Origin of the sequence: Nonomuraea phyllanthi, assembly GCF_006334985.2 — a bacterium.
GTDB classification, from domain to species: domain Bacteria; phylum Actinomycetota; class Actinomycetes; order Streptosporangiales; family Streptosporangiaceae; genus Nonomuraea; species Nonomuraea phyllanthi.
In genome coordinates, this window is sequence record NZ_VDLX02000010.1 from 166,653 (window position 1) to 191,798 (window position 25,146).

Consider the following 25,146-nt stretch of genomic DNA (forward strand, 5'->3'; position numbering starts at 1 on the left):
TGTCAGCCCGTAAAAAGACCGTAGGCGGGCAAGGTGCCTGACGGCTCAGCCGGTACGACTACTGATCTCCAGCGCTGTCGGCGAACCTGAGCGAGATCGAGTTGATGCAGTAGCGGTCGTCGGTCGGAGTCGCATAACCCTCGCCGTGGAACACATGCCCCAGATGCGAGTCGCACCGCGCGCAGCGCACCTCGGTGCGTACCATGCCGTGGCTGCGGTCCTCGATCAGCCGCACCGCGTCGGAGTCGGACGGTTCGAAGAAGCTCGGCCACCCGCAGTGCGACTCGAACTTCGTGTCGGACCGGAACAGCTCGGTGCCGCAGGCGCGGCACGAGTAGACGCCCTCGGTCTTGGTGTCGACGTATTCCCCCGTGAACGGGCGCTCGGTCCCGGCCTCCCTGAGGACGTGGAACTCCTCAGGTGACAGCTGGATCCGCCATTCGGCCTCGCTCTTGTCCACCTTCTCCATGCGTCCAGACTACGAGATCCCCGTGAGGACAGATCCGGGGGCGGTAGGAGATGAGGCAAAAAGAGATCTTCGCAGCGTGAAGCATCCGTTCTGGGGTGAATTCGCGTCTTTGTAGGCAAGGGGGTGTCATCGCTCCCTGCCAAGGGGTGAGATCATCCGCAGATCTCGGCGAGCGGCACAGCCCACGCCCGTGCTGGAGCCGCCGGAGGTCGTCACGGCCGGCCGGGTGGCGCGCCAGCGCCCGGAACGGCGGTGGATGGTCTAGCGGCCCGTCCCGTCGAGCCCTCGGTCCCGCCACCGAGGCGGCTCCGGGACGGGCCCACCTCGACCTTGACGTCAGGGGTAGGTTCGGGGGCATGGCATCGCCGTACATCGAGCTCCAGGTGGGGGAGCGGACCGTCAAGGTCACCAACCCCGACAAGGTCTACTTTCCCGGGATCGGCGCCACCAAGAGGGAGCTGGTCGAGTACTACGTGAGCGTCGGCGAGGGCGCGCTGCGGGCGCTCAAGGACCGGCCCACCAACCTCAAGCGCCACCCCGACGGCGTGCAGAGCGACGCCATCTACCAGAAGCGCATGCCGCCCCGGCACCCCGACTGGCTCCAGTCGGCGACGGTGACGTTCCCGAGCGGCCGTACGGCGCAGTCCCTCCGCGTGACCGAGGTGGCGGCCATCGCCTATTGCGCCAATCTCGGCACCATCGACTTCCACCCCTGGCAGGTGCGCGCGACCGACGTCGAGCACCCCGACGAGCTCCGCGTCGACCTGGACCCGCAGCCGGGCCTGGACTTCACGGCGGCCCGCCGGGCGGCCCTGCTCACCAGGGAGGTGCTGGGCGAGCTGGGCATGACCGGGTTCGTGAAGACGTCCGGCAACCGCGGCGTGCACATCGCCGTGCGCATCGAGCCGCGCTGGGACTTCATCCAGGTACGCCACGCCGGCATCGCCCTGGCCAGGGCGGTCGAGGAGCGCGACCCGGCGCTGGTGACCACGGCGTGGTGGAAGGAGGAGCGCGGGGAGCGGGTGTTCATCGACTTCAACCAGAACGCCAGGGACCGTACGGTGGCCAGCGCCTACTCCGTCAGGGCCCAGCCGCACGCCCCGGTCTCGACCCCGCTGACCTGGGACGAGCTGGCCGACGCCGACCCGCGCGACTTCGACATCCGCACGGTGCCGGCCCGCTTCGCCGAGGTGGGCGACGTGCACGCGGACATCGACGACGTGGCGTACTCCATCGAGTCGCTGCTGGAGCTCTACGCCAAGGACGAGCGGGGCGACATGCCGTACCCGCCGAACTACCCGAAGATGCCGGGCGAGCCGATGAGGGTGCAGCCCAGCCGGGCCAGGGCCGCGACGAAGGACGACTAGGCGGCACTCGCGCTTCAGGTCCACCTCCCGAAGGCCGGCGGGCGTGGCGCGCTAGCGCACCAGGCGGTGCGGGGCGAGCTCGCGGGTCTCGCCGCGTTCCAGGTAGACCACCCGGCCGGCCAGGCCGTTCTGCTCCATGTGGTGGCGGAAGTCGTCCAGGGGCGAGCTGAAGACGGTGTAGTCGTCGTAGTGCACCGGTACGACGGCGTGCGGGTTCATCAGGTCGACCCATGCTGCGCCCTGCTCGCCGTCCATCGTGACGAGCAGCAGGCCGAGCAGCCTGGTGCCGCCCAGGTGCACCAGGGCCAGGTCGATCTCGGGGAAGCGGCGCGGGATCGCGTCGAGGCGGCGGTCGAGCAGCGTGTCGCCGCTGACGTGCATGCGCAGCTCCACCCGCCCGTCGGTGTCGCAGAACTCCAGCATCGTGCCGATCACGGGCGGCAGCAGGGCCTCGGCCGGTCCCGGGGCGTGCTTGGCCGGCAGCGCGGTGATCCGCAGCGAGCCGTGCGGGCCGCGCATCTCGTGCTGCTGCCAGACCTCCAGGCCCACGCCGCGCCGGAAGCCGTGGCGGCGCAGGCGGTGCGCGGCCGCGGTGGTCGTGATGACCGGCGTGTCCCGGTCCAGGCCCTTGCGGGCGACCCGGTCCCAGTGGTCGCCGTGCAGGTGGGACAGCACCACCGCGTCGATGGGCGGCAGGTCCTCGATCTCGACGGCCGGGTCGGTGAGGCGGCGGCTGGACAGGCCGTAGCCGAGGTACGCGCGCTGGCCACGGTGCAGGAAGTTGGGATCGGTCAGCAGCGTGAAGCCGTTGTACCGGATCAGTGTCGTGGCGTTGCCGATGAACTGCAGGCTTCCCTTCATGGCTGCTCACTCCGGGTGGGGCGGGCGCTGGCCGGGAGGCACGCCGCCGCCCTGGCCGCCCCCTCTGTGCCCTTTGTCGGTGCCGTGCGGGCGGGCGGAGCGCCTGGCGCCGCTCTTGGTGTCGCGTACGGCCTGGGCGGACTTGAACTCCGTGGGAGATTTGCCCGATCGGCGGATCTCGGGCTGCTGTGGATTGCTCATGGCATTTGTCCCCCTTTATGCCGATATTTCCCTGCCACGGTGGGGTGTAGCTAAACCCCGTGGGAGAGCTGATCCGGCGCCCGGAGGAAAACCATTCGCGGTACGCCGCCGCCCATGGCTAGGCTCCGTCATGACCTGACGAAGCTACGGCGGGGCAGCCATGCCCTGGAAACGGGGTGAATTGATGCCTGGCACCGCGCCCAGTGCGCCTCGCCGTGCCGCGGGCCGATCCTGCCTCTGAGACGTCACACCAGATCGGCCGGACCGCCTGCCGGTGCCTTCATGCCCGCGCACACCGCGAGGCTCACTCGGCGCTCCCTTGCTGCCTCAGATCGATCATTCCGGCAAGGAGTCCCAGGTTGTCCACCAACAGCAAGTCCCGTTCCATCACGAACACCGAAACGTTCCCGTGCGTGCGCTGCGGCCTGACCGTCACCGCGACCGCGCCGGACGGCGCCCGCCGTAACCACTGCCCGAGCTGCCTGCACTCGCAGCACGTGCTCGACCGCGTGGAAGGCGGCCCGTCGGAGTGCAGGTCGCGGATGATCCCGATCTCGATCGCGGTCCTGCGGACCGGCGAATGGATGATCATCCATCGCTGCACCCGGTGCGGCGAGCTGACGTCCAACCCCATCTGCGGGGACGACAACCAGCTCATCCTCATGCGCATGGCGGTACGCCCGCTGGCGCAGCCGCCGTTCCCGCTCGAGGCGTTCGGTGATCTGTGACATGCCGAGGAGGAACCCGGGGCGGGAACGGCCCCAACGGCGTAAGAGCGCGCGGCACGAGAACACGCGGCACGGCGGCACGTTCCGGTGCGTCGGGTGCAGGCTCGACGTGCCGATGAGCGCGCCGGGCACCGCCCACCGCAACCACTGCCCCAACTGCCTGACCAGCCTGCACGTCGATCATCGGGTCCCCGGGGATCGACGGGCGGGCTGCCGGGGCCGGATGGCGGCGCTGAGCGTCAGCGTCCGGCCCGACGGGGAGTGGCTGATCATCCACCTGTGCCAGTCGTGCGGCGGGCTCAGCGCCAACCGCATCGCGGGCGACGACAACGCGCGAGCCCTGCTCAGCATCGCCGTACGCCCGTTGTCCGACCCCCGTCTGCCGGTCAGCGCCCTCCTGCTGACCATCTGACGCCAGGGGAGGGGGGCCCGGCGCGAGGCCGAGCTCCCCTCGTGGGGCGTGCGGGCCGATCGTCCCTGTTCCGGGCCCCGCAGATGGAGCGGAACCGTCGGTCGCGGGGGGTACGCTCGCGGCGTGGTGAAAGAGTTCGATCTCGGCCTGAGCGACGGTCGCAAGCTGCACGTCTACGACACCGGCCCCGTGGGGGCGACGGATCGGCTGGTCGTGTTCTGGCAGCACGGCACGCCCAACATCGGCACCCCTCCCGAGCCGCTCTTCCCGGTGTCCGAGCGGCTCGGCATCCGCTGGGTGTCCTACGACCGGCCCGGCTACGGCGGCTCCACGCCCGTGCCGGGGCGCGACATCGCCTCGGCCGCCGGCCACGTGTCCGCGGTCGCCGACGCGCTGGGCATCGGCCGGTTCGCGATCATGGGTCACTCCGGCGGCGGCCCCCATGCCCTGGCCTGCGGTGACCTGCTCGGCGAGCGGGTGCTCGCCGTCGTCAGCATCGCCGGGATGGCCCCGCGCGGCGCGGACGGCCTCGACTGGTTCGCGGGCATGTGTCCCTCCGGGGAGGCGGCCCTGCGCGCCGCCGCCGCGGGCCGGGCGGCCAGGGAGCGACACGAGGCGACGTCCGAGTACGACCCCGAGATGTTCACCCCGGCCGATCACGCGGCGCTGGAGGGGGAGTGGTCCTGGTTCGGCAGCGTCGTCGGCCCGGCGGTGGCGGGCGGTCCCGGCGGGCAGATCGACGACGACCTCGCGTACGTCAGGCCGTGGGGCGCCGACCCGGCCCGGGTGTCGGCTCCGGTGCTGCTGGTCCACGGCGACCAGGACCGCGTGGTGCCGGTCGCGCACGGCCGCCGGCTGGCCAGGCACTGTCCCTCGGCGGAGCTGCGGACGTTCCCTGACGACGGCCACATCTCGATCCTGCACGCCGCTCCGGCGGCGCTCGACTGGGTGCGCGCCCACGCCGCCTGACGGATCGTCGGGGGCGCCGTCCTTCATGCCGCGACTCGCCACGTGGGCGACACGGGCGCTACCGCACGCCGGCGACGATGCGGTCGAGCTCGCCCTGGAGGCCGCCGGTGGCGGTCAGGGTGACGCTCCGGTTGTTCGGGCCTGCCCAGGTCCGGGTGCGATAGTCACGCCCGTCCATCTCCACGGTCCGCGTCGACCGCAGCTGCACGCCTTCGGGCAGGTAGCCGAGGCGCAGGCCTTCGAAGACCCCTCCCGGCGCGCCGGGCGGGTCCGCCGGTCGCAGCATTCCGGCGATGGGCCGCACGTCGTCGATGTGGCGCCTGCCGGCGGTGACGCGGAGCAGGAAACCGGGCTGTTCGATCCAGAGGAGATCGCTCCCGTCGCCGGAGGCGCGCGCGCGTACCCCTCCCAGGAGGTGGACCTGGCATGGCGCGGCAGGCCCAGCCGGTCGAGGTCGTCCGGGCTGAAGACGTCCGTATGCCGGTAGACGGTGATGCGGACGAGGTCGTCGGCGCTTCCCCACGAGATGGCGGTGCCGTGCAGGGGGCCGTCCGTGACATGCCGTGTGTACGGAGTGCCGAGGCTCGGAGGAAGGTAGCGGATCTCGACGCCGTCCACCGTGGCGGCAGGCGCGGCCCGCCCCGCCCGTGGTCGTCACTGGCCGATGCGTCCGTCGATCCGCTCCCGCAGCAGGTCGACGTGGCCCATGTGGCGGCCGTACTCCCAGACCATGCCGACCAGCGCCTCGCGCAGCGATATCGCCCCGCCACCGCTGCCGTGCAGGTTGTGGGGATCGTCGGCGGTGATGTCGAGGCTGGGCGCCTCGGCCACGAACCGCGTCGCGAAGTCCGCCTCCGCGCGCCACGCCTCCCACGCCTCCGCCACCACCCGCGGGTCGGGGACCGCGCCGTCGAAGTCGCCGTCGCGGTCGGTGTCGGAGCAGTAGAGCTTGGGCACGTCCTGGCCCGCCATCAGCACCCGGAACGTCGCGCGCTCCACCTCGGCCAGATGGCGCACCAGGCCCAGGAGCGACATCGTGGACGGCTCGACGGAGCGCCTCGCCATGGCCTCGGCGTCGAGATCGGCGCACTTCATCTCCAGGGTGAGCCGGGCGCAGCGCAGGGCCTCGGCCAGCGTCGTGCGCTCGTCGCCCAGCGTGGGCCCGCTCTCGCGGGGGTCGTCGTCGGAGGGCTTGCCGTCCGCGGTGAACATGTCGGCGCGTCGCGTCGTGGCCATAGGCGCCATCATGGGTGATCCGCGTGGCGCGCGGCAACGGAATAACGGCGCCCGCGCCGACGGCCCAGGGACGGGCGCCCCCTCGTGATCGGCACGCCCGCCTGGCCACTTCCGCGTCAGTCGCCGAACTCGAGGTGGAGGGCCCTGGTGAAGTCCGCGACCGCTTCCTCGTGGCGGTCGAGCTCCTGGAGGATCTCCCCGCGCACCCGGTACGCCCAGATGTATTCGGGGTCCAGCTCCACCGCCTTGTTCAGGTCGCTCAGGGCCGCCTCGTTGTCGCCCAGCTCGCTCAGCACCGCCCCCCGGCTGCCGTAGGCGCGGTCGTTGTCGGGGTCCAGCTCCAGCGCCCGGTTGAGGTCGGCGAGCGCGTCCTCGTAGCGGTCGATCATGCGCAGCGCCTCGCCCCTGCGGCTCAGCGCGCGCACGTACTCCGGATTGACCTCCAGCGCCTTGGTGTAGTCGTCGATGGCCTCGGCGTAGAGGTGCAGGCGCTGGTAGAGGTCGCCGCGGGCGGCCCAGGAGTAGGGCAGCTCCTCGTTCAGGGCGATGATCTTGCCGTGCGTCTCCAGGGCCTCGTCCAGCCGGTCCAGGTCCACCAGGGCGTCGGCCTTGGCCTCCAGGATCCACAGCGAGTCGGGAGAGAGGGTGAGGGCGTGCTCGAAATCGGCCATGGCGTCCTCCAGGCGGCCCATGGCGGTGTAGGTCTGGCCGCGCGAGCCCAAGGCGTACGCGCTGTCCGGTTCCAGCCTGAGCGCCTGGTCGAAGTCCTCCAGCGCCGCCTCGTAACGTTCGATGACGCGGTGGCTCTCGCCGCGCAGCCGCCAGGCGCGGGCGTTGTCGGGCACCAGCGCGATCGACTCGGTCAGGTCCGCGATCGCGGCGTCGTGTCTCGACAGGGCGATGTACGACTCCGCGCGGCTGCGCAACACCGACGCGCGGGACTGCGCCGCCGCCTCCGGCAGGGCGGCCCCGTCCTTGATCCCCTCGCTCATGAGGCGTAAATCTATCTGACCAAATCTGGATGAGGACCGCCTTTTCACAGGCCGGATCCGGGCCGTAATGTGCCACTCCCAAGATCACGTAAAGTACGCGAACGCCCACGCATGGTCATCTACGCGGGCGGGCAGGACGCTTCGCATGGCACGTCGACTGCTGGGCCGCCTGGCCTATGGCTCCCGTTATGACCGCATCCCGTCGAGTCAGCGGGTCTATGTCCGCCCGGGGGAGCGGTTGATACGCGAGGCCCAGTGGCGCCGGCTGATCAGGCGCGCCCCGGTCATGTCGCTGGCGGAATACCAGCGGCTCAGGCCGCTCAAGGACATCGAGGAGTTCCTGAGCTGCATGATGTGCGGGGAGTCGCGCCAGCAGCCGCTCTTCGAGCCGGGCGCCAACGGCTGGAGCTATCACGTCGTGCGCTGCCCCGCCTGCGGCTTCCTCTACCGCAACCCGGGCATCCGCCCCGAACGCCTCGGCGACTTGTACGCCTCCGGCTACAACACCTTCCTGACCGGCAGGTACGCCGCCAACCGGCAACGCCGCTACGAGCTGACCATGGAGGCGTTCTCGCCGGTGTTCGACGAGGGCAAGGAGCGGCGGCTGCTGGACTTCGGCTCCGGGGTCGGGCTGTTCCTGGAGCTGGCCGAGCGGCGCGGGTTCGACGCCTTCGGGGTGGACCTGTCGCCCGAGTCCGTCGTCCAGGCCAACGAGCGGCTGGACAGCGCGCGCACGTTCTACGGCGCGCCCGAGGACGTGCCGGAGATCGCCGCGGGCGGCTTCGACGTGATCACGCTCTGGTCGGTGCTGGCGCACCTGCCGCGGCCGCTGGAGGACTTCGGCAGGTTCAGGAGCCTGCTGGCGCCCGGCGGGCTGCTGCTCATCCTGACGGTGAACGCCCACTCGACGCAGCTCAAGGCGTACGGGTCGGGGTGGAGCGGGTTCACCAAGAACCACCTGATGTTCTACTCGTCGGTGACCGTGCGTACGCTGCTGCGCCGTACCGGCTTCGCGGGGGTCGCCTTCGCCCCCCACTACGGCGACACGGTCGAGGCCGGCACCACGCGCCTGTCCGGCCCGATGGTGAGCCGGCTGCGCCGCAACGTCGAGCTCAGCGACGGCGGGAACATGATGCGGGTGCTGGCCTTCGCCGACGAGGAGGCGATCGGCCGCTGGGGCGGCGGCCCGCTCACCGTCCACCGGCTGAACGGCTAGATTTCGGGGACGCCGAGGTCGGGGGCGGGACCGGCGCCGGCCTGCTTGGCGAGCCCGGGGTCGAGCTCCTCGATCAGCCGCTGCACCAGGGCCGCCCGGCGGACGCGCTCGCGCCCGAGCTCCCGGGGCACCGCCCCGAGGTGGCCGCCGGAGGGGTAGATGTTGGGCGCGTTGCGCAGCCCCATCTTCAGGTAGACGGGCGCGGCGGCGCGGACGATCTCCACCGCCTCGTAGAAGCGCACGAAACCGCCCTGGTCGTCGGGCACCTCCAGGTAGAGGTCGATCGGCAGCCGGGTCGCGGCCCGGATCTCGGCCAGGTGCGGCACGGTCAGGTCGGTGCCCACGTTCACGGTGGTCGCGCCGAGCCGCTCCAGGACGGCGGCGGTCGGCCCGTTGGTGAGCGGCATCAGCACGGACGTCTTCAGCACCAGACCGGCGGGGAGCGTGCCGTCCGCCTTCAGCTCGCGCAGCACGTCCAGCGTGCCGAGGTCGCCCACGAGCAGGCTGCGGATGCCCAGCGAGCAGGCGCGCAGCGCGTCCGCGACGCAGGCCGCCACCATCGCGTTGCCCCGGGCGGCGGCGCCCACGGCCTGCGTGAGCTTGGCCTGGCCGCCGGTGTCCCAGGCGGCCCGCGGCCCGAGGAACAGGTTGACCTCGATGCCGCGCTCCGCCCCGATCCGCGCCATCTCGGAGATCTCGGCGTCCGTCAGCATCATCACGCCGCTGCCCTGCGACGTCCTGGCGACCGGCACGCCGAGCCGGTCGGCCTCGGCCACCACGGTCTCCAGCACGGCGGGCCCCTCGACGCTGGGGATCTCGAACCGGTACGGCGCGCCGTCCGCGAACCGCGACTCCACGGCGGTGGCGGCACCGGCCACCGGGTGGCCGAGCCGGGCCATGAGAGCGTGCAGGTCGGCCAGGTTCGTCATGGGGAAGGCTCCTCGTCGTAGATCACTTCGGCGCGCCCGAGCGTGGTGCGGCGGCCCGTGTCGTCCTCGCCCCACAGCTCCAGCTCCGCCCGGTTCGCCGCCGCCGACACCACGCGCCCCCGGCACGTGTGGGCGCGGTCGCGGAAGTCCATGCCACGGTAGCTGACCTCCAGCACGGCCAGCCGGCCCCGCCCGTCCAGCCACTCGGTGACGAGCCGGCCCAGGTAGGCGGCCTTGAGCAGGCCGTGCACGGCCAGCTCGGGATGGCCCAGCGAGCGGGCGAAGTCGAGATCGTAGTGCATCCCGTAGAAGTCGCCGGAGGCCCCGGCGTACTCCACGAGCCTCCGCAAGGTGGTCGTTTCCGTCAGTGGGGGAATGTCCGCCAGAGGGGGAATGTCGGTCATTTTCTGATCCTGCGTCCGATGTGCCTGACCACCAGCTCACCGTCCGGCCGCCTGAACTCCGTCTCGAACGTCAGCAGCGCGAACGTCCCGGCCGACCCGTTCTTCTCCACCACTCCGGTGAACCGGGGCCGCGACACGATCACGTCGCCCACCCGCAGCGGCGCGTGGTACTCGAACCGGTCGCCGCCGTTCAGCCACCCCGACCCGTACGACGCGGCGGCCGGCAGCGAGGGCGGCTCGTCGAGGAAGCACGCCGTGAACGTCGGAGGGACCTCGTCGCCGGTCGCCCCGATGGCGTGCAGGTAGAACGCCAGGTGGCGGCGCTCGATCACGTCCTCGCGCGGCGGGCCCGTCCAGCCGACCGCCTCCTGGAGCGCCTCGATCATGTGTCTCCTTCCCTGACCCGCTTCAGCCAGGCCAGCGACTCGGGGGAGTGGCCGCCGACCCGTTCCTCGATGCCGTCGAGGAACGTCATGTCCCCATGCGTGGCCAGCTGCCGGTGCACGGCCTCGGGCGAGCCCGCCTCGATCACCTCCAGGAGGCGGCGATGCCGGTCCCAGTCGTCGACGAGGGACTCGCCCGACGCCCTGGCCTGCCGGTTCATGCCCATGCAGAGCAGCATCTGCAGCTGGATCGACCGGTAGGCCTCCTCCAGCCGCCGGTGCCCGGACAGCCCGATCACCGAGCTGTGGAACTCGACGGCCTGCTCCAGCACGCCCAGCCAGTCGCCGGATCGCGCGCAGGCCTCGTGCCGGTCGAGCGCGGCGTGGCAGCGCTGGAGCCGGGCCGGTTCGCGTACGGGGACGCCCAGGTCCACGGCCATGCGCTCCAGCTGGCGGCGCAGCGTGACGATCTCGTAGATGTCGTGCAGTGTGAGCTGCGTGACGAACGCGCCCCGCCGCGGCTGCTGCGTGATCAGCCCCTGCTGCTCCAGCACCCGCATGGCCTCGCGCAGCGGCGGCCTGCTGACGCCCAGCTCCTGGGTCAGCTGGTTCTCCACGACCCGGTCGCCGGGCCGCAGCCTGCCGCTGAGCAGCATGCGCATCAGCGCCTCGGTCGCGAGCTGGACCATGCTGGGGGGTGCCTCGATGCGCATCGTGGTCTCTCTTGTCGTAGGCGATCGGCGTCTGTCGCCATAGTGCCGAAGAAGTTCCGGCAGAACCCTTGTCCAGCCGAGTTGTCTTCTGTAGACAATAGACCAACCCCGGTCCGAAGTGAGGTTTTCGCAACAAATGACCACTCCGTTGTCCGGAATTCTTGTCGTCGAGGTCGGCGCGTTCATGGCGGCGCCCTTCGCGACCATGCAGCTCGCCGACCTGGGCGCCACCGTCGTCAAGGTCGAGAACCCCGACGGAGGCGACGCGGTCCGCGCCATCGGCCCGTTCACGGCCGGGCACAGCTCCCCGTTCGCCCGCCTCAACAGGAACAAGCGCTCCGTCGCGCTGGACCTCAAGTCCGAGGCGGGCGCGGCGGCCTTCCGCCGCCTCGTCGCCGGCGCCGACGTGCTGGTGGAGAACCTGCGGCCCGGCGCCATGCGCCGGCTCGGCCTCGGCTTCGACGACCTCCGCCCCCTCAACCCCGGACTCGTGTACGTCTCCGCCTCCGGCTGGGGCCAGGACGGGCCGCTCGCCGGCAAGCCGGGGCTCGACATCATGGCCCAGGCCAGGGGCGGGCTGATGAGCGTCACCGGCATGCCCGGCGGCGATCCCGTCAAGGTCGGCGTGCCCGTCGCGGACCTGGTGTGCGGGCTCTACGGCGCGCTCGGCGCGGTCTCCGCCCTGCACGCCCGCACGCTGACCGGCCAGGGCCAGCACGTGGACGTGTCGCTGCTGGAGTCGGCCGTGACGTTCGCCGTCTGGGAGGCGGGCAAGTACTTCGCGACCGGCGAGGTCGGCCGGCCGCTCGGCTCGGCGCACCAGAGCACGGCGCCGTACCAGGCGATCCGCACCTCGGACGGCTGGTGCACGGTCGGCGCCGTCACCCCCAAGACCTGGCGCGGCTTCTGCCTCGCGCTCGGCCTGACCGATCTGCTCGACGACGAGCGCTACGCCGACGCGCACGACCGGCACGGCCTGCGCCACGAGCTGATCCCCGCCATCGAGGCGGTCACCGCCGGGCGCACCACGGCCGAAATCGTGGCCGCGCTCGACGAGCACGGCGTGCCGTGCGCCCCCATTTCCGACTACGCGCAGGTGTTCAACGACGAGCACCTGAACCGGCGCGGGTTCTTCTGGGATGCCGAGCATCCCGACATGGGCCCCGTACGCCAGCTCGGCTCGGCCATGCGCTTCTCGCACACCCCGACGAGACGCGGGCCGGCCGGGCCGCTGCTCGGCGCGGACACCGTCGAGGTGCTGCGCGAGTGCGGCCTGACCGAGCAGGAGATCGACCGGCTGCTCGCCGAAGGCGCGGCGGCTCAATCCCCCACCCCCTTGGAGAGTTCATGAGCGACCAGCTGACCCCGGGTGTGAGCGCCAGCCTCACCTGGGTCGTGGCGGAGCGGCACTGTACCCGCCGCGGCGAGCACGACATCCTCTCGACCCCCAACCTGGTCCACCTGATCGAGGACGCCGCCATCGAGGCGCTGGCTCCCTACCTGGCCGGCGGCGAGGGCAGCGTCGGCAGCAAGGTCGACATCGCGCACGTGGCGCCCACGCTCAAGGGCGGGGAGGTGACCGCGACCGCCACGGTGACCGAGGTGGACCGGCGGCGCGTGGCGTTCGCCGTGGTCGCCGAGGACGCCAACGGCAAGGTCGGCGAGGGCACTCACGAACGCTTCATCATCAACCTGGACACGTTCGACGCCAGGCTGAAGGAGCTGGCGTCGTGAGGGCGGCACTGGCCGCCGCCGTGCTCCTGCTCGGCGTGACCGCCTGCGGCGGCACGAACGCCGGCGCCGGAAGCGGCGGGGGCGCGTGGAAGCCCCGCGGCGACGTCCGCATGATCGTGCCGTTCGCCGCGGGCGGCGGCAGCGACCTGGCCGGCCGTTCCATCGCCGCCGCGCTGGAGAAGGCCCAGCCCGGCCTGAAGGTCACCGTGGAGAACCGCGACGGCGGCTCGGGCGCGGTCGGCTACTCCGCGCTGCTCGGCAAGAAGGGCAACGGCAACTACCTGCTCGCCACCGAGAACGCCATCCTGTCCCTGCCGATCAGCGGCCAGGTGTCCTTTACCCGCAAGGACTTCACGCCCGTCGCCAAGCTGGCCGAGGACGGCGGCATCCTCGTGGTCAAGAAGGACTCGCCGTTCAAGACCTGCACGGACGTGGTGAACGCGGCCAAGTCAGGACGGGTCAGCGTGGGCATGTCCGGCGCGTACGGCGTCGACAACGTCATCTTCACGCTGATCGAGCAGAAGACCGGCGTGACGTTCCAGCGGGTGCCGTTCGAGTCGGGCGGCGAGCTGGTGCCCGCGGTGCTCGGCGGCCAGGTGCAGGTCGCGCTGCTCAACCCGGGCGAGGTGATCGGTCAGTTCAGGTCCGGCGACCTCAGGGGCCTGTGCGTCACCACCGACGAGCGCTACACCTACCCCGAGCTGGCCTCCCTCGGCACGGCCAAGGAGCAGGGCATCGACGTGTCGTATGTGCAGTTCAGAGGAATCCTGGGGGCCGGCGGGCTGGACGAGCGGGAGAAGGCGTACTGGGTGCAGGCCGCCAAGGGCATCACCAGGACCGCCGAGTTCCAGAAGTGGCTCAAGGACAACTACCTGCAGCAGTCCGAGCTGTACGGCGACGACTTCGCCGCCTACCTCGAACAGCTCGACACGGCGCTCGCGCCGCTGTTGAAGAAGCCGTCATGAGGCGGCTGCTGCGGGGCGAGGCCGCCGTCTGGGGCCTGCTGGTCTGCCTGTCCGCGGCCATGGCCGGCGTCTCGTTCGGCTACGGCGTCACCAGGGAGGGCGGTCAGGTGGGTCCCGGGTTCCTGCCGCTGGTCAGCGGCGCGGCGCTGGCCGTGATCTCGGCCGCCTGCCTCCTTCGGTCCGTACGGCGGGCCGCGCCCGAGCCCGAGGAGGAGGCGGCCGATCCGCGGCGCGTCAGGACGTTGTGGACCGTGTTCGGCATGCTGCTGGTCGCGCTGCTGCTGGTGCCGCTGACCGGGTTCCTGGTGGCGTTCGGGCTGCTGGTGTTCGCCGTGTCGGCGTTCGTGGAGAAGCAGCGGATCGTGTCCGCCGCCGGCGTGGCCGTGGCCGCCACGGTGGTGATCTACGCGGTGTTCGTGCTCTTCCTGACCGTGCCGCTGCCCGCCGGGCTGCTGGGCGTCGGGGGTGACGGCTGATGCTCGACAACCTGATGATGGGCTTCGGCGCGGCCCTCACGCCCGCCAACCTGCTCTGGTGCTTCGTCGGGGTGCTCGCCGGCACCGTCATCGGCCTGCTGCCGGGGCTCGGCTCCACGACCGGCGTGGCCGTACTGCTGCCGCTGACCCTGTCGTTCGAGCCGCTGACCGCGCTCATCATGCTCGCGGGCATCTACTACGGCGCCCAGTACGGCGGCACGATCACGTCCGTGCTGATCTCCACGCCCGGCGAGGCGGCGAGCGTGGTGACCGCGATCGACGGATACCAGATGGCCCGCAGAGGCCGTGCGGGCGCGGCGCTGTCGATCGCGGCCATCGGCTCGTTCGTGGCCGCCATCGTCTCGCTGGTGCTGCTGGTGGCGATGGCGCCGCCGTTCGCCAAGCTGGCGCTCGACTTCGGCCCGCCCGAGAACCTGGCCGTCATGCTGCTCGGCCTCACCACCATCGTCAGCTTCTCCAGCGGGGCGCGCCTGCGCGGCCTGGCCATGGCCGTGCTCGGCATCCTGCTCGCCACCGTCGGCGTGGACGCGGCCACCGGGCTGCCGCGCTACACGTTCGGGGACGTCGACCTGCTCTCGGGGCTGCCGTTCGTCCAGGTGATGATCGGGCTGTTCGCGGTGGGGGAGGTGCTCTACCAGATCAGGCAGGGCGCGGCCGCCCCCATCAGGGCCCGCTTCAGGGACCTGGTGATCAACCGCGAGGAGCTGTCCCGCTCCAAGGGGGCCATCGCCCGGGGCAGCCTGATCGGCTACCTGCTCGGCTGCCTGCCGGGCGCTGGTTCCACATTGGCCTCCTTCCTCGCGTACGGGGTGGAGAAGCGGGTCTCCAAGCACAGGGACGAGTTCGGCCACGGCGCGATCGAGGGCGTCGCCTCGCCCGAGAGCGCCAACAACGCCGCCGCGAACGCCAACTTCGTGCCCACCCTCGCGCTGGGCATCCCGGGCGGCGCCACCACGGCCGTGCTGCTCGGCGCGTTCATGATGTACGGGATCCAGCCGGGGCCGCTGCTCTTCGACGAGCAGCCGGAGCTGGTGTGGGGGCTGCTGGCGTCCTTCTTCATCGGGAACGTGCTGCTGCTGGTGCTGAACCTGCCGCTGGCGCCGCTGTTCGCGCAGATGCTGCGGATCCCGTACGGCTACATGTATCCGCTGATCCTGGTCACCAGCTTCGTCGGGGCGTACTCGATCGACAACAACATGTTCAGCGTGTGGATCGTGTTCGTCTCTGGCCTGGTGGGATATTTCATGAAGAAGTTTGATCTACCGATGGCGCCGCTCGTGCTGGGACTGGTGATCGGGCCGCTGTTCGAGAAGGCGCTCGTGCAGACGTCCGCGATGGGGGACGGCGACCTGACCCTCATCCTCACCCGGCCGATCGCGCTGGTGGTGCTCGCGCTGGCGGCGCTGCTGGTGGCCGGGCCATCGCTGCTGAAACTCCTACCACGCAGAGAGAAGGAGACGGTGTGAGCGAGCTTCTCGTCACCGCCGACGGGCCCGTGCTGCGGGTGACGTTCAACCGGCCGGGCCAGCACAACGCGCTGACCTGGGCGATGTGGGACGGCCTCTACGACGCCTGCGAGCGGGTCGACGCCGACCCCGGGCTCAAGCTGCTGGTGCTGTCGGGGGCCGGCGGGCGGGCGTTCGTCGCCGGGACCGACATCTCGCAGTTCTCCAGCTTCACCGACGGTGACGACGGCATCGCCTACGAGCGCAAGGTGCAGCGGATCATCGACCGGCTCGAACGCGTCAAGGTGCCGACCGTGGCCGTCGTCCAGGGCTACTGCGTGGGCGGTGGCCTCGTCGTGGCCGCCGCCTGCGACCTGAGGCTGGCCGTGCCCGGCTCCCGGTTCGGCGCGCCCATCGCGAAGACGCTGGGCAACTGCCTGTCGATGAACACGTACTCGCTGCTCGTCCACCACCTCGGCCCCGCCCGTACGCTCGACATGCTGCTGCGGGCCCGGATGTACACGGCGGAGGAGGCGCACGCCGCCGGATTCGTGGCCGAGCTGTGCCCGCCGGACGAGCTGCCCGCGCGGCAGGCCGAGGTGGAGGAGCGGCTGCTCTCCCACGCGCCGCTGTCGATGTGGGCGGCCAAGGAGGCGGTCAGGCGGCTGCGCGTGGCCGGGCTGCCGGACGGGGACGACATCGTCGCCTCCGTCTTCGGCAGCGACGACTTCCACGCCGCCGTGCCCGCCTTCCTCGCCAAGGAGAAGGTCACCTGGCAGGGCCGCTGACCTTCTAAGATCGAGGCATGCAGCTGGCCCCTGGAGTGCGTGTCGCCGTCACCGATCGCCATGGAGGGGTCAGCGCCCCGCCGTACGCGACGCGAAACCTCGGCGGGAAGGTCGGCGACGACCCGCGGGCCGTGCTGGCCAACCGGGCGGGGGTGGCGGCCGAGCTCGGGGTGCGTGACATCGTGTTCATGCGCCAGGTCCACAGCGCCGACGTCGCCTACGTGAGCGAGCCGTTCGGCGACGATCCGCCGCCGCTCGACGGCGTGTTCACCACCGAGCCGGGGCTGGCGCTGGCCTCGCTCGGGGCCGACTGCCCGGCGGTGCTGGTGGCCGACCCGGCGGCGCGCATGGTCGGCGCCGCCCACTCCGGCCGCCCCGGCACCGAGGCGGGCGTGGCGAGCGCCCTGGTGGCGGCAATGGTGGCCAAGGGTGCCCAGCCCGAGCGCATGGTCGCGCTGGTCGGGCCGGGGGCGTGCGGCCGCTGCTACGAGGTGCCCGCCGAGCTGCGCGAGCGGGTGGCCTCCCGCGTGCCCGAGACGTGGTCCACGACGTCGTGGGAGACCCCGGCGCTCGACCTGCGGGCCGGGATCGAGGCCCAGCTGCGGGCGGCGGGCCTGCGCGACGTGCGCCACGACGCCCGCTGCACGATCGAGTCGCAGGAGCTCTACTCCCACCGCCGCGAGCAGCCCGGAGGCCGCTTCGCCGGGCTCATCTGGCTGGTGTGACCGGGTTGCGCTGATGCGGCCTCAGTGCCGCCGTCCCCCGCTGAAGATCGCGTTGATGATGATCAACCCCATCCAGACCGGTATCAGGTACTGCGCCTTGTCCTCCCCCAGCAGGACGAACAGGATGGTGGCGATCGTGCCGAGGCTGACCGAGACGATCGCCAGGGCGAGCCGCTGCCCGTCGGCCACCCGGTCGCGGGCGGCGGCCTTGGGCGCGCGCTGGGCGATGCGCTCGTCCACCCGCCGGTCGACCTCCTGCCCCATCTTGTCGAGGAACGACTCCACCACGGCGTCCTCGAAGTCCGGCCCGAGATCCCGGCGGGCGGACACGGCTGCCTTTAACTCATCCCCTGTGCTCATAAAACGAGATATAACGGCTTTCGTCGCTACCGGGCAAGGATGTCGTCGAGGTTGTAACTGACGGGCCGTTCGAGCTGTTCGTACGTGCACGACTCGGGGGTGCGGTCGGGCCTCCAGCGCCGCCACTGCGCGGTGTGCCGGAACCGGTCGCCTTCCATCTGGTCGTAGGCCACCTCGATCACCAGCTCCGGCCGGAGCGGGATGAACGACAGGTCCTTCTTGGCGTTCCACCGCGACACCGCGCCCGGCACCCGCTGCCCGCCCCGCGACGGCCCGGCGGCGGGCTGGCCGACGTTGGCCGCCGCCTGCTCGGCCCAGTGGCCCCACGGGTGCTCGCTCAGCTCCGCGAGGTAGGGGCGGATCTCCTCCACCAGCTCGGCCCTGCGCGCCATCGGGAACGAGGCCGCCACCCCCACGTGGTGCAGCCGCCCGTCGTCGCCGTAGAGGCCGAGCAGCAGCGAGCCCACGACCGGGCCCGACTTGTGCTCGCGGTAGCCGCAGATCACCACGTCGGCCGTGCGCTCGTGCTTGACCTTGAACATCGTGCGCTTGTCCGGGATGTACGGCTGGTCGCCCGGCTTGACGATGATGCCGTCGAGCCCCGCGCCCTCGAACGTCTCGAACCACTCGGCGGCCTGCTCGTCGCTGGTCGTGACCGGGGTCAGCCGGATGGACTCCCCCTTCTCCGGAAATATCCCCTCCAGCCGCGCCCGGCGCTCCGAGAACGGCGCCTCCATCAGCGACTCGTCGCCCAGCGCCAGCAGGTCGAACGCGACGAACTGGGCCGGCGTCCGCTCCGACAGCATCTTCACCCGCGACGCGGCCGGATGGATGCGCTGCTGCAGCGCGTCGAAGTCGAGCTGCGACCCCATGGGCAGCACGATCTCGCCGTCGACCACGCACCGTTCGGGCAGCTCGGCCTTGACCGCCTCGATCAGCTCGGGGAAGTAGCGGGTGAACGGCCGCTCCTTGCGGCTGCCCAGATAGACCTCGTCGCCGTCGCGGAAGACGATGCAGCGGAAGCCGTCCCACTTCGGCTCGTAGAACAGCGTGCCGTTCTGCTTGGGCATGGCCTTGACCGGCTTGGCCAGCATGGGCGGCACCGGCGGGCGCACCGGCAGGTTGGGCACCGGCTCCGGCTCCTCGACCGGCTCCGCCCGATCAGCCGGGGCGGGCGTTTCCGCGGGCCCCACCCGGTCGGCCGGCACCCCCGCAGCCGGCATCCCTTCAGCCGGCACCCCTGCAGTTGGGACCCCTTCAGCCGGCACCTCGTCACTCGGCATCCGGTCAGTCGGCTCGATCATGGCTCTGCTCCCTCGTGTATCGGCAGAAGAGGACCCCCTCCTCCTCCAGCACCTGGCTGAGACCCAGGCCGACCTGCGACGGCTCGCCGTTGAGTATGCGCGCCGCGCCGCCGCCCACCAGCAGCGGGCTGATCGACAGGCACAGCTCGTCGACCAGGTCGTGGGCCGAGAGCTGGGCGTTGACCCGGGGGCCGCCCTCGCACAGGATCCGGGTCAGGCCGCGCTCGTGCAGCGCGGCCACGGCCAGGGACAGGTCGACCGACTCCGCCCCGGCCACGACCACGTCGCAGTGCCTGGCCGCCGCCTCGCGCCGCTCGTGCGGGGCGGCCTCGCAGGTGATCACGATCGTCCGGCTTGGGGCGTCGGTGAACAGCTCGCCGTCGAGGTCGAAGCCCATGCTGCGGGTGATCACCGCGATGGGCGGCACCTTCGGCCGGCCGACCCGGAGCTCGGCCCAGGAGTCACGGGGCGGGACCGGGCCGTAGCCCTCCTTGCGCACGGTCGAGGCGCCCGCGACGATCACGTCGGACAGGCCGCGCAGCAGCTGGAAGACGCGCTTGTCGCCGGGGCTCGACAGCCCGCCCGAGCGGCCGTTGAGCCACGCGGCGCCGTCGGCGCTTGCGACCATGTTGAGCCGCAGCCACGGGCGGTCGGCGGGGTAGGCGTACGCCTGCACGATGTCCGGGTTGTCCTGAATGTCGGGATAGATGCGCCGCACTCCTCTACCTTGGCACACCCGACCGACAACCTCCTCCACCTGGCGGAGGGCCGGTGCAGGAGGCCCTTACCGGGCGGCGCGCCGGGGCTGGCGCAGCACCTGGAGCGAGCGGCCCGTGACGGCCACCAGGTCGCCCGCCTGCCAGCCCTCGTCCACGAACATCTCCTCCATGGTGTCGTGGCTGGTGTCGATCACCGGCACCCAGTGCGTGCCGCACTCGTCGCCCGGCAGCGTGAACGACATGTTCTCGTGGTGGGCGTTGATGAGCAGGAGGAACGAGTCGTCCACGATCCGCTCGCCCCGCGGGCCCGGCTCGGTGATGGCCTCGCCGTTGAGGTAGACCATGAGCGACTTGGCGTAGCCGATGTGCCAGTCGCCCGCCGTCATCTCCTTGCCGCCGGGCGTGAGCCAGACCAGGTCGCGCTTGCCGTTGTCGGCGTGGCGGCCGTGGAAGAAGCGGCGGCGCTGGAAGACCGGGTGCTCGCGGCGCAGCTTCGACAGCGCCCTGACGAAGTCCAGCAGGTCCGGCTCCATGTGCACCATCGACCAGTCGATCCAGGCCAGCTCGTTGTCCTGGCAGTAGGCGTTGTTGTTGCCGCGCTGGGTGCGCCCGAGCTCGTCGCCGTGGGAGAGCATGGGCACGCCCTGCGACAGGAACAGGGTGGCCAGGAAGTTGCGGCGCTGGCGGCGGCGCAGCCGGACGATGCCGGGGTCCTCGACGGGGCCCTCCGCGCCGCAGTTCCAGGAGCGGTTGTCGTTGGTGCCGTCGCGGTTGTCCTCGCCGTTGGCCTCGTTGTGCTTGTGGTCGTATGAGACCAGGTCGCTGAGGGTGAACCCGTCGTGGCAGGTGACGAAGTTGATCGAGGCGACCGGGCGGCGGCCGGACGACTCGTAGAGGTCGGCCGAGCCGGTCAGGCGCGAGGCGAACTCGGGCAGGGCGGAATGCGTGCCCCTCCAGAAATCTCGCACGATATCCCGGTATTTGCCGTTCCACTCCGTCCACAGTGGCGGGAAGTTCCCGACCTGGTACCCGCCGGGACCCACGTCCCACGGCTCGGCGATCAGCTTGACCTGCGAGATCACCGGGTCCTGCTGGATCAGGTCGAAGAACGCGCTCAGCCGGTCGACGTCGTGCAGCTCCCTGGCCAGCGCCGAGGCGAGGTCGAAGCGGAACCCGTCGACGTGCATCTCGAGGACCCAGTAGCGCAGGGAGTCCATGATCAGCTGAAGCGCGTGCGGCGAGCGTACGTTGAGGGAGTTGCCGCACCCGGTGTAGTCGAGGTAGTAGCGCCGGTCGCCGTCGTGCAGCCGGTAGTAGGCGGCGTTGTCGATGCCCCTGAACCCCAGCGTGGGCCCCATGTGGTCGCCCTCGGCGGTGTGGTTGTAGACCACGTCGAGGATGACCTCGATGCCCGCCTCGTGCAGCGCCCGCACCATGCCCTTGAACTCCAGCACCTGCTGCCCCCGCGTCCCCGCGCTGGAGTAGCCGCCGTGGGGGGCGAGGTAGGCCATGGTGTTGTAGCCCCAGTAGTTGGTCAGCCCGCGGGCCACCAGGAAGTGCTCGGGGATGTAGTGGTGCACGGGCATCAGCTCGACCGCCGTCACGCCGAGCGACAGCAGGTGCTCGATGATCGCCGGGTGGCCCACGGCGGCGTACGTGCCGCGCAGGTCGGGCGGCACGTCCGGGTGGCGCATGGTGAGCCCGCGCACGTGGGCCTCGTAGATCACGGTCTGGTGGTACGGGGTGCGCGGCGGCCGGTCGTTGCCCCACTCGAAGAACGGGTTGATCACCACGTTCTTCGGCATGTAGGGGCCGCTGTCCTCGGTGTTGCGCCTGGCGGGGTCGGTGAAGTAGTAGGGGAACAGCGCCTGGTTCCAGGTCAGCTCACCGTCGATGGCCTTGGCGTACGGGTCGAGCAGCAGCTTGGCGGGGTTGCACCGGTGGCCGTGGGACGGCTCGTAGGGGCCGTGCACGCGGTAGCCGTAGCGCTGGCCCGGCTGGATGCCCGGCAGGTAGCCATGCCAGACGAACCCGTCGACCTCGGGCAGGTCGATCCGCTCCTCGGCGCCGTCATCGTGAAAAAGGCACAGCTCGATCCGCTCGGCGACCTCGGAGAACACCGAAAAACTGGTGCCCACGCCATCCCAGGTAGCGCCGAGTGGATAGGGCTCGCCCGGCCAGACCTCGCGCATGTGACTTGATTGTCGCACGCCAACACGCTCTTGGTCTCTCAATAAGACGATCGCCCTTCGTGCCGGCGGTCATCCGTCTCTACTTTTCCGGCGAATAGTGACATGCTCGGGTCGCGGCGCACCCGCCGCCTTGGTCCGCATGACACGGGAGTGTGGTGCCAGTGGAGGCACCGTACGACGACCGCCTGCTGCACCAGCGGGTGGTCGGCGGCGACGAGTCCGCGCTGGGCGAGGTCTACGACCGGCTGTCGCCGCTGATCTTCGGGCTCGCCCTGCGGGTCACCAGGGACCGGGTGATCGCCGAGGACATCACGCAGGAGGTCTTCCTGGTCTTCTGGGAGCGGCCGCTGGCCTACGACCCGGAGCGCGGCACCTTACGCGCGTGGCTGGCGACCATCGCCCACCGCCGCGCGGTCGACCATGTACGCGCCGAGGAGCGCCGGAAGGTCTCGGCGATGGGGCCCCGGCTGTTCGAGCGCGAACCTGCCAGACTGGAGGACGCCGTGCTCGCCGCCGACGAGGCCGAGCGGGTGCGGCAGGCGGTCACATCCCTGCCCGACGGCCTGCGCGAGGTGGTCGAGCTGGCCTACTTCGGCGGCAGGACCTACCGGCAGGTGGGAGAGGAACTGGGCGTGCCCGAGGGCACGGCCAAATCGCGCATCCGGCTGGCGCTGCGGCGCCTGGCGGACGCGCTCGCGGAGGAAGAGGTGTAAATGAACCCCGTCGAGCGCCTCTACCTGGACACCATGATGGGCGACCCGGAAGTGCCGGCCCGGTCCCTGCGGCCCCAGCTGCTGGCCGGGGCACGGGCCCGGCGCAGGCCCGCGGCCCCCACCGCGCCCTGGGCCGAGCCGTACGCGGGCCGGGTGGCCGCCATGGACGCGCTGCTCGCCTCGGCCGGTGAGGACGACTGGTCACGGGTGATCGTCGAGGGCTGGACCCTTCAGGAGCTCGTCGCCCACCTGGCCGCCAAGGACGGCCTGCTGGCCGCCGCCGTGGGGGCTCCCGTGCTGGGCCCGCCCATGGGCGCGACCGACGCGCTGGGCCGCACCGGGGACGTGCAGGCGTACGAGCGGGCCCGCAGCCCCGAGCAGACCAGGAGGGACTGGCGGGCCCAGGCCGACGCCCTGTGCCGCCGCCTGGCCGACCTGGAGCCCACGACCCCGGCGACCTTGGACGGCATGGAGATCCCCGTACGCGACCACATCCTGGCCAGGGGCCTCGAAACGTGGATCCACACGGCCGACGCCGCCGAGACCGCCCGGGTCCGCCTGCCCCACCCCGTCGCCGACCACATCCGCCCCACCGCCGACCTGTGCGCCCGCCTGCTGCCGTGGACGATGCTCCTGTCAGGCCTGGACGGCTCCGGCCGTACCCTCCACCTCACGCTGACGGGCGACGGCGGGGGAGAGTGGCAGGTCCCGCTCGGCGTGGAGGACCCGCGGCCCGGCCCGCCCGACGCGCACATCACGGCCGACGTCGTGAGGTTCTGCTTCCTGCTGGGCGGCCGGGGCGATCCGGCCGGGTTCCCCGCCGACCTGGACGGCGACCTCGCTCTGGCCAGAGACGTCCTCGCCACGGCCCCCGCCCTGTCCGGTCCCTGAGGCGCCCGGCGTGACACCGATGAGTTCCGGGCCGCCCGCCGGTCTGTCCTCCTGACGACCGGAACAGCACAAGGAGGGGCGATGGGCGCAGGACTGTCGCGGGAGGGACTCGGACGCATGCGGGCGGTGCTCGACGGCGCCGTCACGCGCGGCGAGGTGCCGGGACTGGTGGCGCTCGTGCACCGGCGCGGGGAGACGCACGTGACCGCGCACGGCACGACGGAGACCGGCGGGCAGGCACCCATGCGGCGGGACACCGTCTTCCGCATCGCCTCCATGGGCAAGCCCCTCACCGCCGCGGCCGCCATGATCCTCGTCGAGGAGTGCGTGCTGCGGCTGGACGACCCGGTGGACGACCTGCTGCCCGAGCTGGCCGCGCCGCGCGTGCTCAGGCGGCCGGACGCGCCGCTCGGCGACACCGTCCCGGCCGAGCGGCCGATCACGCCCCGCGACCTGCTCACGTTCCGCATGGGCCTGGGCGCGGTCATGACCGACCACCCGCTGCGGCAGGCGATGGAGGAGGCGGGCGTCGGCCCGGGCCCTGACGGGCCGCCGTTCGGGCCGGACGAGTGGATCAAGCGGCTGGGCGCGCTGCCGCTCATGCACCAGCCGGGGACGGCGTGGATGTACCACACCTCGGCGGACGTGCTCGGCGTGCTGGTCGCGCGGGCCACGGGCCGGCCGTTCGACGCGTTCCTGCGCGAACGGGTCCTCGACCCGCTCGGCATGCGCGACACCGGCTTCCACCTGCCCGCCGACCGGCTCGGCCGGATGGCGGGCAGCTACGTCGCCGACCGCGCGACCGGCGCGCTTGTGCCCAGGCCGGGGCCGCGCGAGGGGGCCTGGGACCGTCCCCCGGCGTTCCCGTCCGGTGGCGGCGGGCCCAGCCTCGTCTCGACCGCCGACGACTACCTGGCCTTCTGCCGCATGCTGCTGGCCGGCGGGCGGTATGACGGCGGCCGGCTCCTGTCTCGGGCGTCGGTCGAGCTGATGACCACCGACCACCTCACGCCGGCGCAGAAGGCCGGCAACGAGGTGTTCCTGGGCTCCGGGGGATGGGGATTCGGGCTCGCCGTCCAGGGCCGCCGCGACGGCCTCGCCACCAGGCCGGGGAGGTACGGCTGGGGCGGCGGCCTGGGCACCGACGCGTACACCGACCCCTCCGAGGACCTGGTCGGCATCGTGCTCACCCAGCGCGCCCTGGACTCGCCGCTGGCGCCGCGGGTGATCCAGGACTTCTGGACGACGGCGTACGCGGCGCTCGACGATTGAGCGCCCCGCCGCCCCGGACCGGCACCACGAATTTCGGGGGCCCTTCGTTTAGGCTCGTCACTCTAGAGGAGAGGGGGTCCTCGTGGAAGACGAGGTGACGGGGCTGGCGGGCCTGCTGTACGAGTTCGGGCTGCTCAAGCGGTACAAGCGGACCGGGTGGCTGGTGGCGGGCGTACGCGATCCTGAGAGCATCGCCGACCACTCCTTCCGCGCCGCCGTCATCGCGGGCATGATCGCCCGGATCGAGGGCGGCAACCCGGAGCGGGCGGCGTTCATGAGTCTCTTCCACGACACGCAGGAGACCCGCATCACCGACATCCCGTACATCGGCAAGCGCTACCTCAAGCCGGCCTCCAACGAGGACGTCACCGCCGACCAGGTGCGCGGGGTGCCCGCCGAGGTGGCCGACATGATGGCCGACGCGGTCGGCGAGTACGAGGAGAAGGCCAGCCTCGAAGCCGTCTGCGCCCGGGACGCCGACAAGCTGGAGTGCCTGATCCAGGCGATCGAATACCGGGAGCAGGGCCACCACAACGTGCAGGGGTGGATCGACAGCTCGCTGGCGGCCATCACCACGCCGACGGGCAAGCGCCTGGCCGAGGAGGCCCTGCGCACCGGCACTCTGGAATGGGTGACCCAGGTGCTCAACGGCGACTGACCC

The 25,146-nt window shown here is 71.5% G+C and carries 30 protein-coding genes; 16 read left to right on the forward strand and 14 right to left on the reverse strand.

Features of this window, described 5'->3' with window-relative positions; genetic code table 11:
• Nucleotides 1-58: 58 nt before the first annotated feature.
• Nucleotides 59-469 (reverse strand): peptide-methionine (R)-S-oxide reductase MsrB, encoded by a 411-nt coding sequence (gene msrB, locus FH608_RS26465; protein WP_139633308.1) that lies wholly within the window; start codon nucleotides 467-469, stop codon nucleotides 59-61.
• A 356-nt stretch (nucleotides 470-825) separates the two neighbouring features.
• On the opposite strand from msrB, the gene ligD reads away from it, so the two are divergent.
• Complete coding sequence (gene ligD / locus FH608_RS26470) at nucleotides 826-1,836, forward strand: non-homologous end-joining DNA ligase (protein ID WP_139633309.1); 1,011 nt, start codon at nucleotides 826-828, stop codon at nucleotides 1,834-1,836.
• Nucleotides 1,837-1,887: 51 nt separating this feature from the next.
• On the opposite strand, the gene FH608_RS26475 is transcribed toward ligD, so the two are convergent.
• Nucleotides 1,888-2,697 carry an MBL fold metallo-hydrolase gene (locus FH608_RS26475; protein ID WP_139633310.1) on the reverse strand — a complete coding sequence of 270 codons (810 nt, stop codon included), beginning with the start codon at nucleotides 2,695-2,697 and terminating at the stop codon, nucleotides 1,888-1,890.
• A 6-nt stretch (nucleotides 2,698-2,703) separates the two neighbouring features.
• Nucleotides 2,704-2,898 carry a hypothetical protein gene (locus FH608_RS26480; RefSeq protein ID WP_139633311.1) on the reverse strand — a complete coding sequence of 65 codons (195 nt, stop codon included), beginning with the start codon at nucleotides 2,896-2,898 and terminating at the stop codon, nucleotides 2,704-2,706.
• A 359-nt stretch (nucleotides 2,899-3,257) separates the two neighbouring features.
• Between FH608_RS26480 and FH608_RS26485 the strand changes: the two genes are divergently transcribed.
• The 3 genes from FH608_RS26485 (at nucleotide 3,258) to FH608_RS26495 (ending at nucleotide 5,007) form a co-directional block, all read left to right on the forward strand.
• Complete coding sequence (locus FH608_RS26485; RefSeq protein WP_139633312.1) at nucleotides 3,258-3,626, forward strand: RNHCP domain-containing protein; 369 nt, start codon at nucleotides 3,258-3,260, stop codon at nucleotides 3,624-3,626.
• Nucleotide 3,627: 1 nt separating this feature from the next.
• Nucleotides 3,628-4,038 (forward strand): RNHCP domain-containing protein, encoded by a 411-nt coding sequence (locus FH608_RS26490; RefSeq protein ID WP_139633313.1) that lies wholly within the window; start codon nucleotides 3,628-3,630, stop codon nucleotides 4,036-4,038.
• 123 nt (nucleotides 4,039-4,161) lie between these two features.
• Nucleotides 4,162-5,007 carry an alpha/beta fold hydrolase gene (locus FH608_RS26495; RefSeq protein ID WP_139633314.1) on the forward strand — a complete coding sequence of 282 codons (846 nt, stop codon included), beginning with the start codon at nucleotides 4,162-4,164 and terminating at the stop codon, nucleotides 5,005-5,007.
• A gap of 58 nt (nucleotides 5,008-5,065) precedes the next feature.
• Here FH608_RS26495 and FH608_RS26500 read toward each other — a convergent pair whose 3' ends face one another.
• From FH608_RS26500 to FH608_RS26510, 3 genes are all read right to left on the reverse strand, one after another.
• A complete protein-coding gene (locus FH608_RS26500; RefSeq protein ID WP_139633315.1) occupies nucleotides 5,066-5,293 on the reverse strand; it encodes a hypothetical protein in 228 nt (75 codons plus the stop codon).
• A gap of 368 nt (nucleotides 5,294-5,661) precedes the next feature.
• Entirely contained in the window at nucleotides 5,662-6,243 is a 582-nt protein-coding gene (locus FH608_RS26505; protein WP_139633316.1) for a DinB family protein, read from the reverse strand.
• A 116-nt stretch (nucleotides 6,244-6,359) separates the two neighbouring features.
• Entirely contained in the window at nucleotides 6,360-7,235 is an 876-nt protein-coding gene (locus tag FH608_RS26510; protein ID WP_139633317.1) for a tetratricopeptide repeat protein, read from the reverse strand.
• A 145-nt stretch (nucleotides 7,236-7,380) separates the two neighbouring features.
• Between FH608_RS26510 and FH608_RS26515 the strand changes: the two genes are divergently transcribed.
• Nucleotides 7,381-8,451 carry a class I SAM-dependent methyltransferase gene (locus FH608_RS26515; protein ID WP_193318627.1) on the forward strand — a complete coding sequence of 357 codons (1,071 nt, stop codon included), beginning with the start codon at nucleotides 7,381-7,383 and terminating at the stop codon, nucleotides 8,449-8,451.
• On the opposite strand, the gene FH608_RS26520 is transcribed toward FH608_RS26515, so the two are convergent.
• The 4 genes from FH608_RS26520 to FH608_RS26535 are packed head-to-tail and all read right to left on the reverse strand — an operon-like array spanning nucleotide 8,448 to nucleotide 10,880.
• Nucleotides 8,448-9,380, reverse strand: a complete 933-nt coding sequence (locus tag FH608_RS26520; RefSeq protein ID WP_226899918.1) for a U32 family peptidase — start codon at nucleotides 9,378-9,380, stop codon at nucleotides 8,448-8,450. The two genes, FH608_RS26515 and FH608_RS26520, sit on opposite strands and share 4 nt — an antisense overlap.
• The gene (locus FH608_RS26525) at nucleotides 9,377-9,784 is read right to left on the reverse strand and encodes a MaoC/PaaZ C-terminal domain-containing protein (protein WP_139633319.1); all 408 of its coding nucleotides are present in this window, start codon (nucleotides 9,782-9,784) and stop codon (nucleotides 9,377-9,379) included. Before FH608_RS26525 ends, FH608_RS26520 begins: the two co-directional genes overlap by 4 nt.
• The gene (locus tag FH608_RS26530) at nucleotides 9,781-10,170 is read right to left on the reverse strand and encodes an FAS1-like dehydratase domain-containing protein (RefSeq protein WP_139633320.1); all 390 of its coding nucleotides are present in this window, start codon (nucleotides 10,168-10,170) and stop codon (nucleotides 9,781-9,783) included. Before FH608_RS26530 ends, FH608_RS26525 begins: the two co-directional genes overlap by 4 nt.
• Complete coding sequence (locus tag FH608_RS26535) at nucleotides 10,167-10,880, reverse strand: GntR family transcriptional regulator (RefSeq protein ID WP_139633321.1); 714 nt, start codon at nucleotides 10,878-10,880, stop codon at nucleotides 10,167-10,169. Before FH608_RS26535 ends, FH608_RS26530 begins: the two co-directional genes overlap by 4 nt.
• Nucleotides 10,881-11,016: 136 nt before the next feature.
• Here FH608_RS26535 and FH608_RS26540 point away from each other — a divergent pair, with 136 nt between their 5' ends.
• Genes FH608_RS26540 through pgeF form a run of 7 tightly spaced genes read left to right on the forward strand, consistent with a single transcriptional unit; the run spans nucleotide 11,017 to nucleotide 17,034 of the window.
• Nucleotides 11,017-12,231: a CaiB/BaiF CoA transferase family protein gene (locus FH608_RS26540; protein ID WP_139633322.1), complete on the forward strand. Its 1,215-nt coding sequence runs from the start codon at nucleotides 11,017-11,019 to the stop codon at nucleotides 12,229-12,231.
• Entirely contained in the window at nucleotides 12,228-12,614 is a 387-nt protein-coding gene (locus tag FH608_RS26545) for a thioesterase family protein (protein WP_139633323.1), read from the forward strand. Before FH608_RS26540 ends, FH608_RS26545 begins: the two co-directional genes overlap by 4 nt.
• On the forward strand, nucleotides 12,611-13,579 hold the full coding sequence (locus tag FH608_RS26550) for a tripartite tricarboxylate transporter substrate binding protein (RefSeq protein WP_226899919.1): 969 nt from the start codon (nucleotides 12,611-12,613) through the stop codon (nucleotides 13,577-13,579). Before FH608_RS26545 ends, FH608_RS26550 begins: the two co-directional genes overlap by 4 nt.
• On the forward strand, nucleotides 13,576-14,055 hold the full coding sequence (locus FH608_RS26555) for a tripartite tricarboxylate transporter TctB family protein (protein WP_139633324.1): 480 nt from the start codon (nucleotides 13,576-13,578) through the stop codon (nucleotides 14,053-14,055). The genes FH608_RS26550 and FH608_RS26555 overlap by 4 nt, the downstream gene beginning before the upstream one ends.
• Entirely contained in the window at nucleotides 14,055-15,542 is a 1,488-nt protein-coding gene (locus FH608_RS26560) for a tripartite tricarboxylate transporter permease (RefSeq protein ID WP_139633325.1), read from the forward strand. Before FH608_RS26555 ends, FH608_RS26560 begins: the two co-directional genes overlap by 1 nt.
• Nucleotides 15,539-16,309 carry an enoyl-CoA hydratase/isomerase family protein gene (locus FH608_RS26565; RefSeq protein WP_139633326.1) on the forward strand — a complete coding sequence of 257 codons (771 nt, stop codon included), beginning with the start codon at nucleotides 15,539-15,541 and terminating at the stop codon, nucleotides 16,307-16,309. The genes FH608_RS26560 and FH608_RS26565 overlap by 4 nt, the downstream gene beginning before the upstream one ends.
• Nucleotides 16,310-16,326: 17 nt before the next feature.
• On the forward strand, nucleotides 16,327-17,034 hold the full coding sequence (gene pgeF / locus FH608_RS26570) for a peptidoglycan editing factor PgeF (RefSeq protein WP_193318628.1): 708 nt from the start codon (nucleotides 16,327-16,329) through the stop codon (nucleotides 17,032-17,034).
• A gap of 21 nt (nucleotides 17,035-17,055) precedes the next feature.
• Here pgeF and FH608_RS26575 read toward each other — a convergent pair whose 3' ends face one another.
• The 4 genes from FH608_RS26575 to glgX all read right to left on the reverse strand — a co-directional run bounded on the left by FH608_RS26575 (nucleotide 17,056) and on the right by glgX (nucleotide 21,609).
• Nucleotides 17,056-17,364, reverse strand: coding sequence for a hypothetical protein (locus tag FH608_RS26575; protein ID WP_226899920.1), 309 nt, complete (start codon nucleotides 17,362-17,364; stop codon nucleotides 17,056-17,058).
• Between the two features lie 56 nt (nucleotides 17,365-17,420).
• Nucleotides 17,421-18,617 (reverse strand): ATP-dependent DNA ligase, encoded by a 1,197-nt coding sequence (locus FH608_RS26580; protein WP_139633501.1) that lies wholly within the window; start codon nucleotides 18,615-18,617, stop codon nucleotides 17,421-17,423.
• A gap of 64 nt (nucleotides 18,618-18,681) precedes the next feature.
• A complete protein-coding gene (locus FH608_RS26590; RefSeq protein WP_139633328.1) occupies nucleotides 18,682-19,416 on the reverse strand; it encodes a pyrimidine reductase family protein in 735 nt (244 codons plus the stop codon).
• A 66-nt stretch (nucleotides 19,417-19,482) separates the two neighbouring features.
• Nucleotides 19,483-21,609, reverse strand: a complete 2,127-nt coding sequence (gene glgX, locus FH608_RS26595; RefSeq protein ID WP_139633329.1) for a glycogen debranching protein GlgX — start codon at nucleotides 21,607-21,609, stop codon at nucleotides 19,483-19,485.
• Nucleotides 21,610-21,764: 155 nt separating this feature from the next.
• Between glgX and FH608_RS26600 the strand changes: the two genes are divergently transcribed.
• From FH608_RS26600 to FH608_RS26615, 4 genes are all read left to right on the forward strand, one after another.
• A complete protein-coding gene (locus FH608_RS26600; protein WP_226899921.1) occupies nucleotides 21,765-22,322 on the forward strand; it encodes a sigma-70 family RNA polymerase sigma factor in 558 nt (185 codons plus the stop codon).
• Nucleotides 22,323-23,213, forward strand: a complete 891-nt coding sequence (locus tag FH608_RS26605) for a maleylpyruvate isomerase family mycothiol-dependent enzyme (protein WP_139633331.1) — start codon at nucleotides 22,323-22,325, stop codon at nucleotides 23,211-23,213.
• Between the two features lie 81 nt (nucleotides 23,214-23,294).
• Nucleotides 23,295-24,485, forward strand: coding sequence for a serine hydrolase domain-containing protein (locus FH608_RS26610; protein WP_139633332.1), 1,191 nt, complete (start codon nucleotides 23,295-23,297; stop codon nucleotides 24,483-24,485).
• Nucleotides 24,486-24,567: 82 nt separating this feature from the next.
• Nucleotides 24,568-25,143: an HD domain-containing protein gene (locus FH608_RS26615; RefSeq protein WP_139633333.1), complete on the forward strand. Its 576-nt coding sequence runs from the start codon at nucleotides 24,568-24,570 to the stop codon at nucleotides 25,141-25,143.
• Nucleotides 25,144-25,146: the final 3 nt, after the last annotated feature.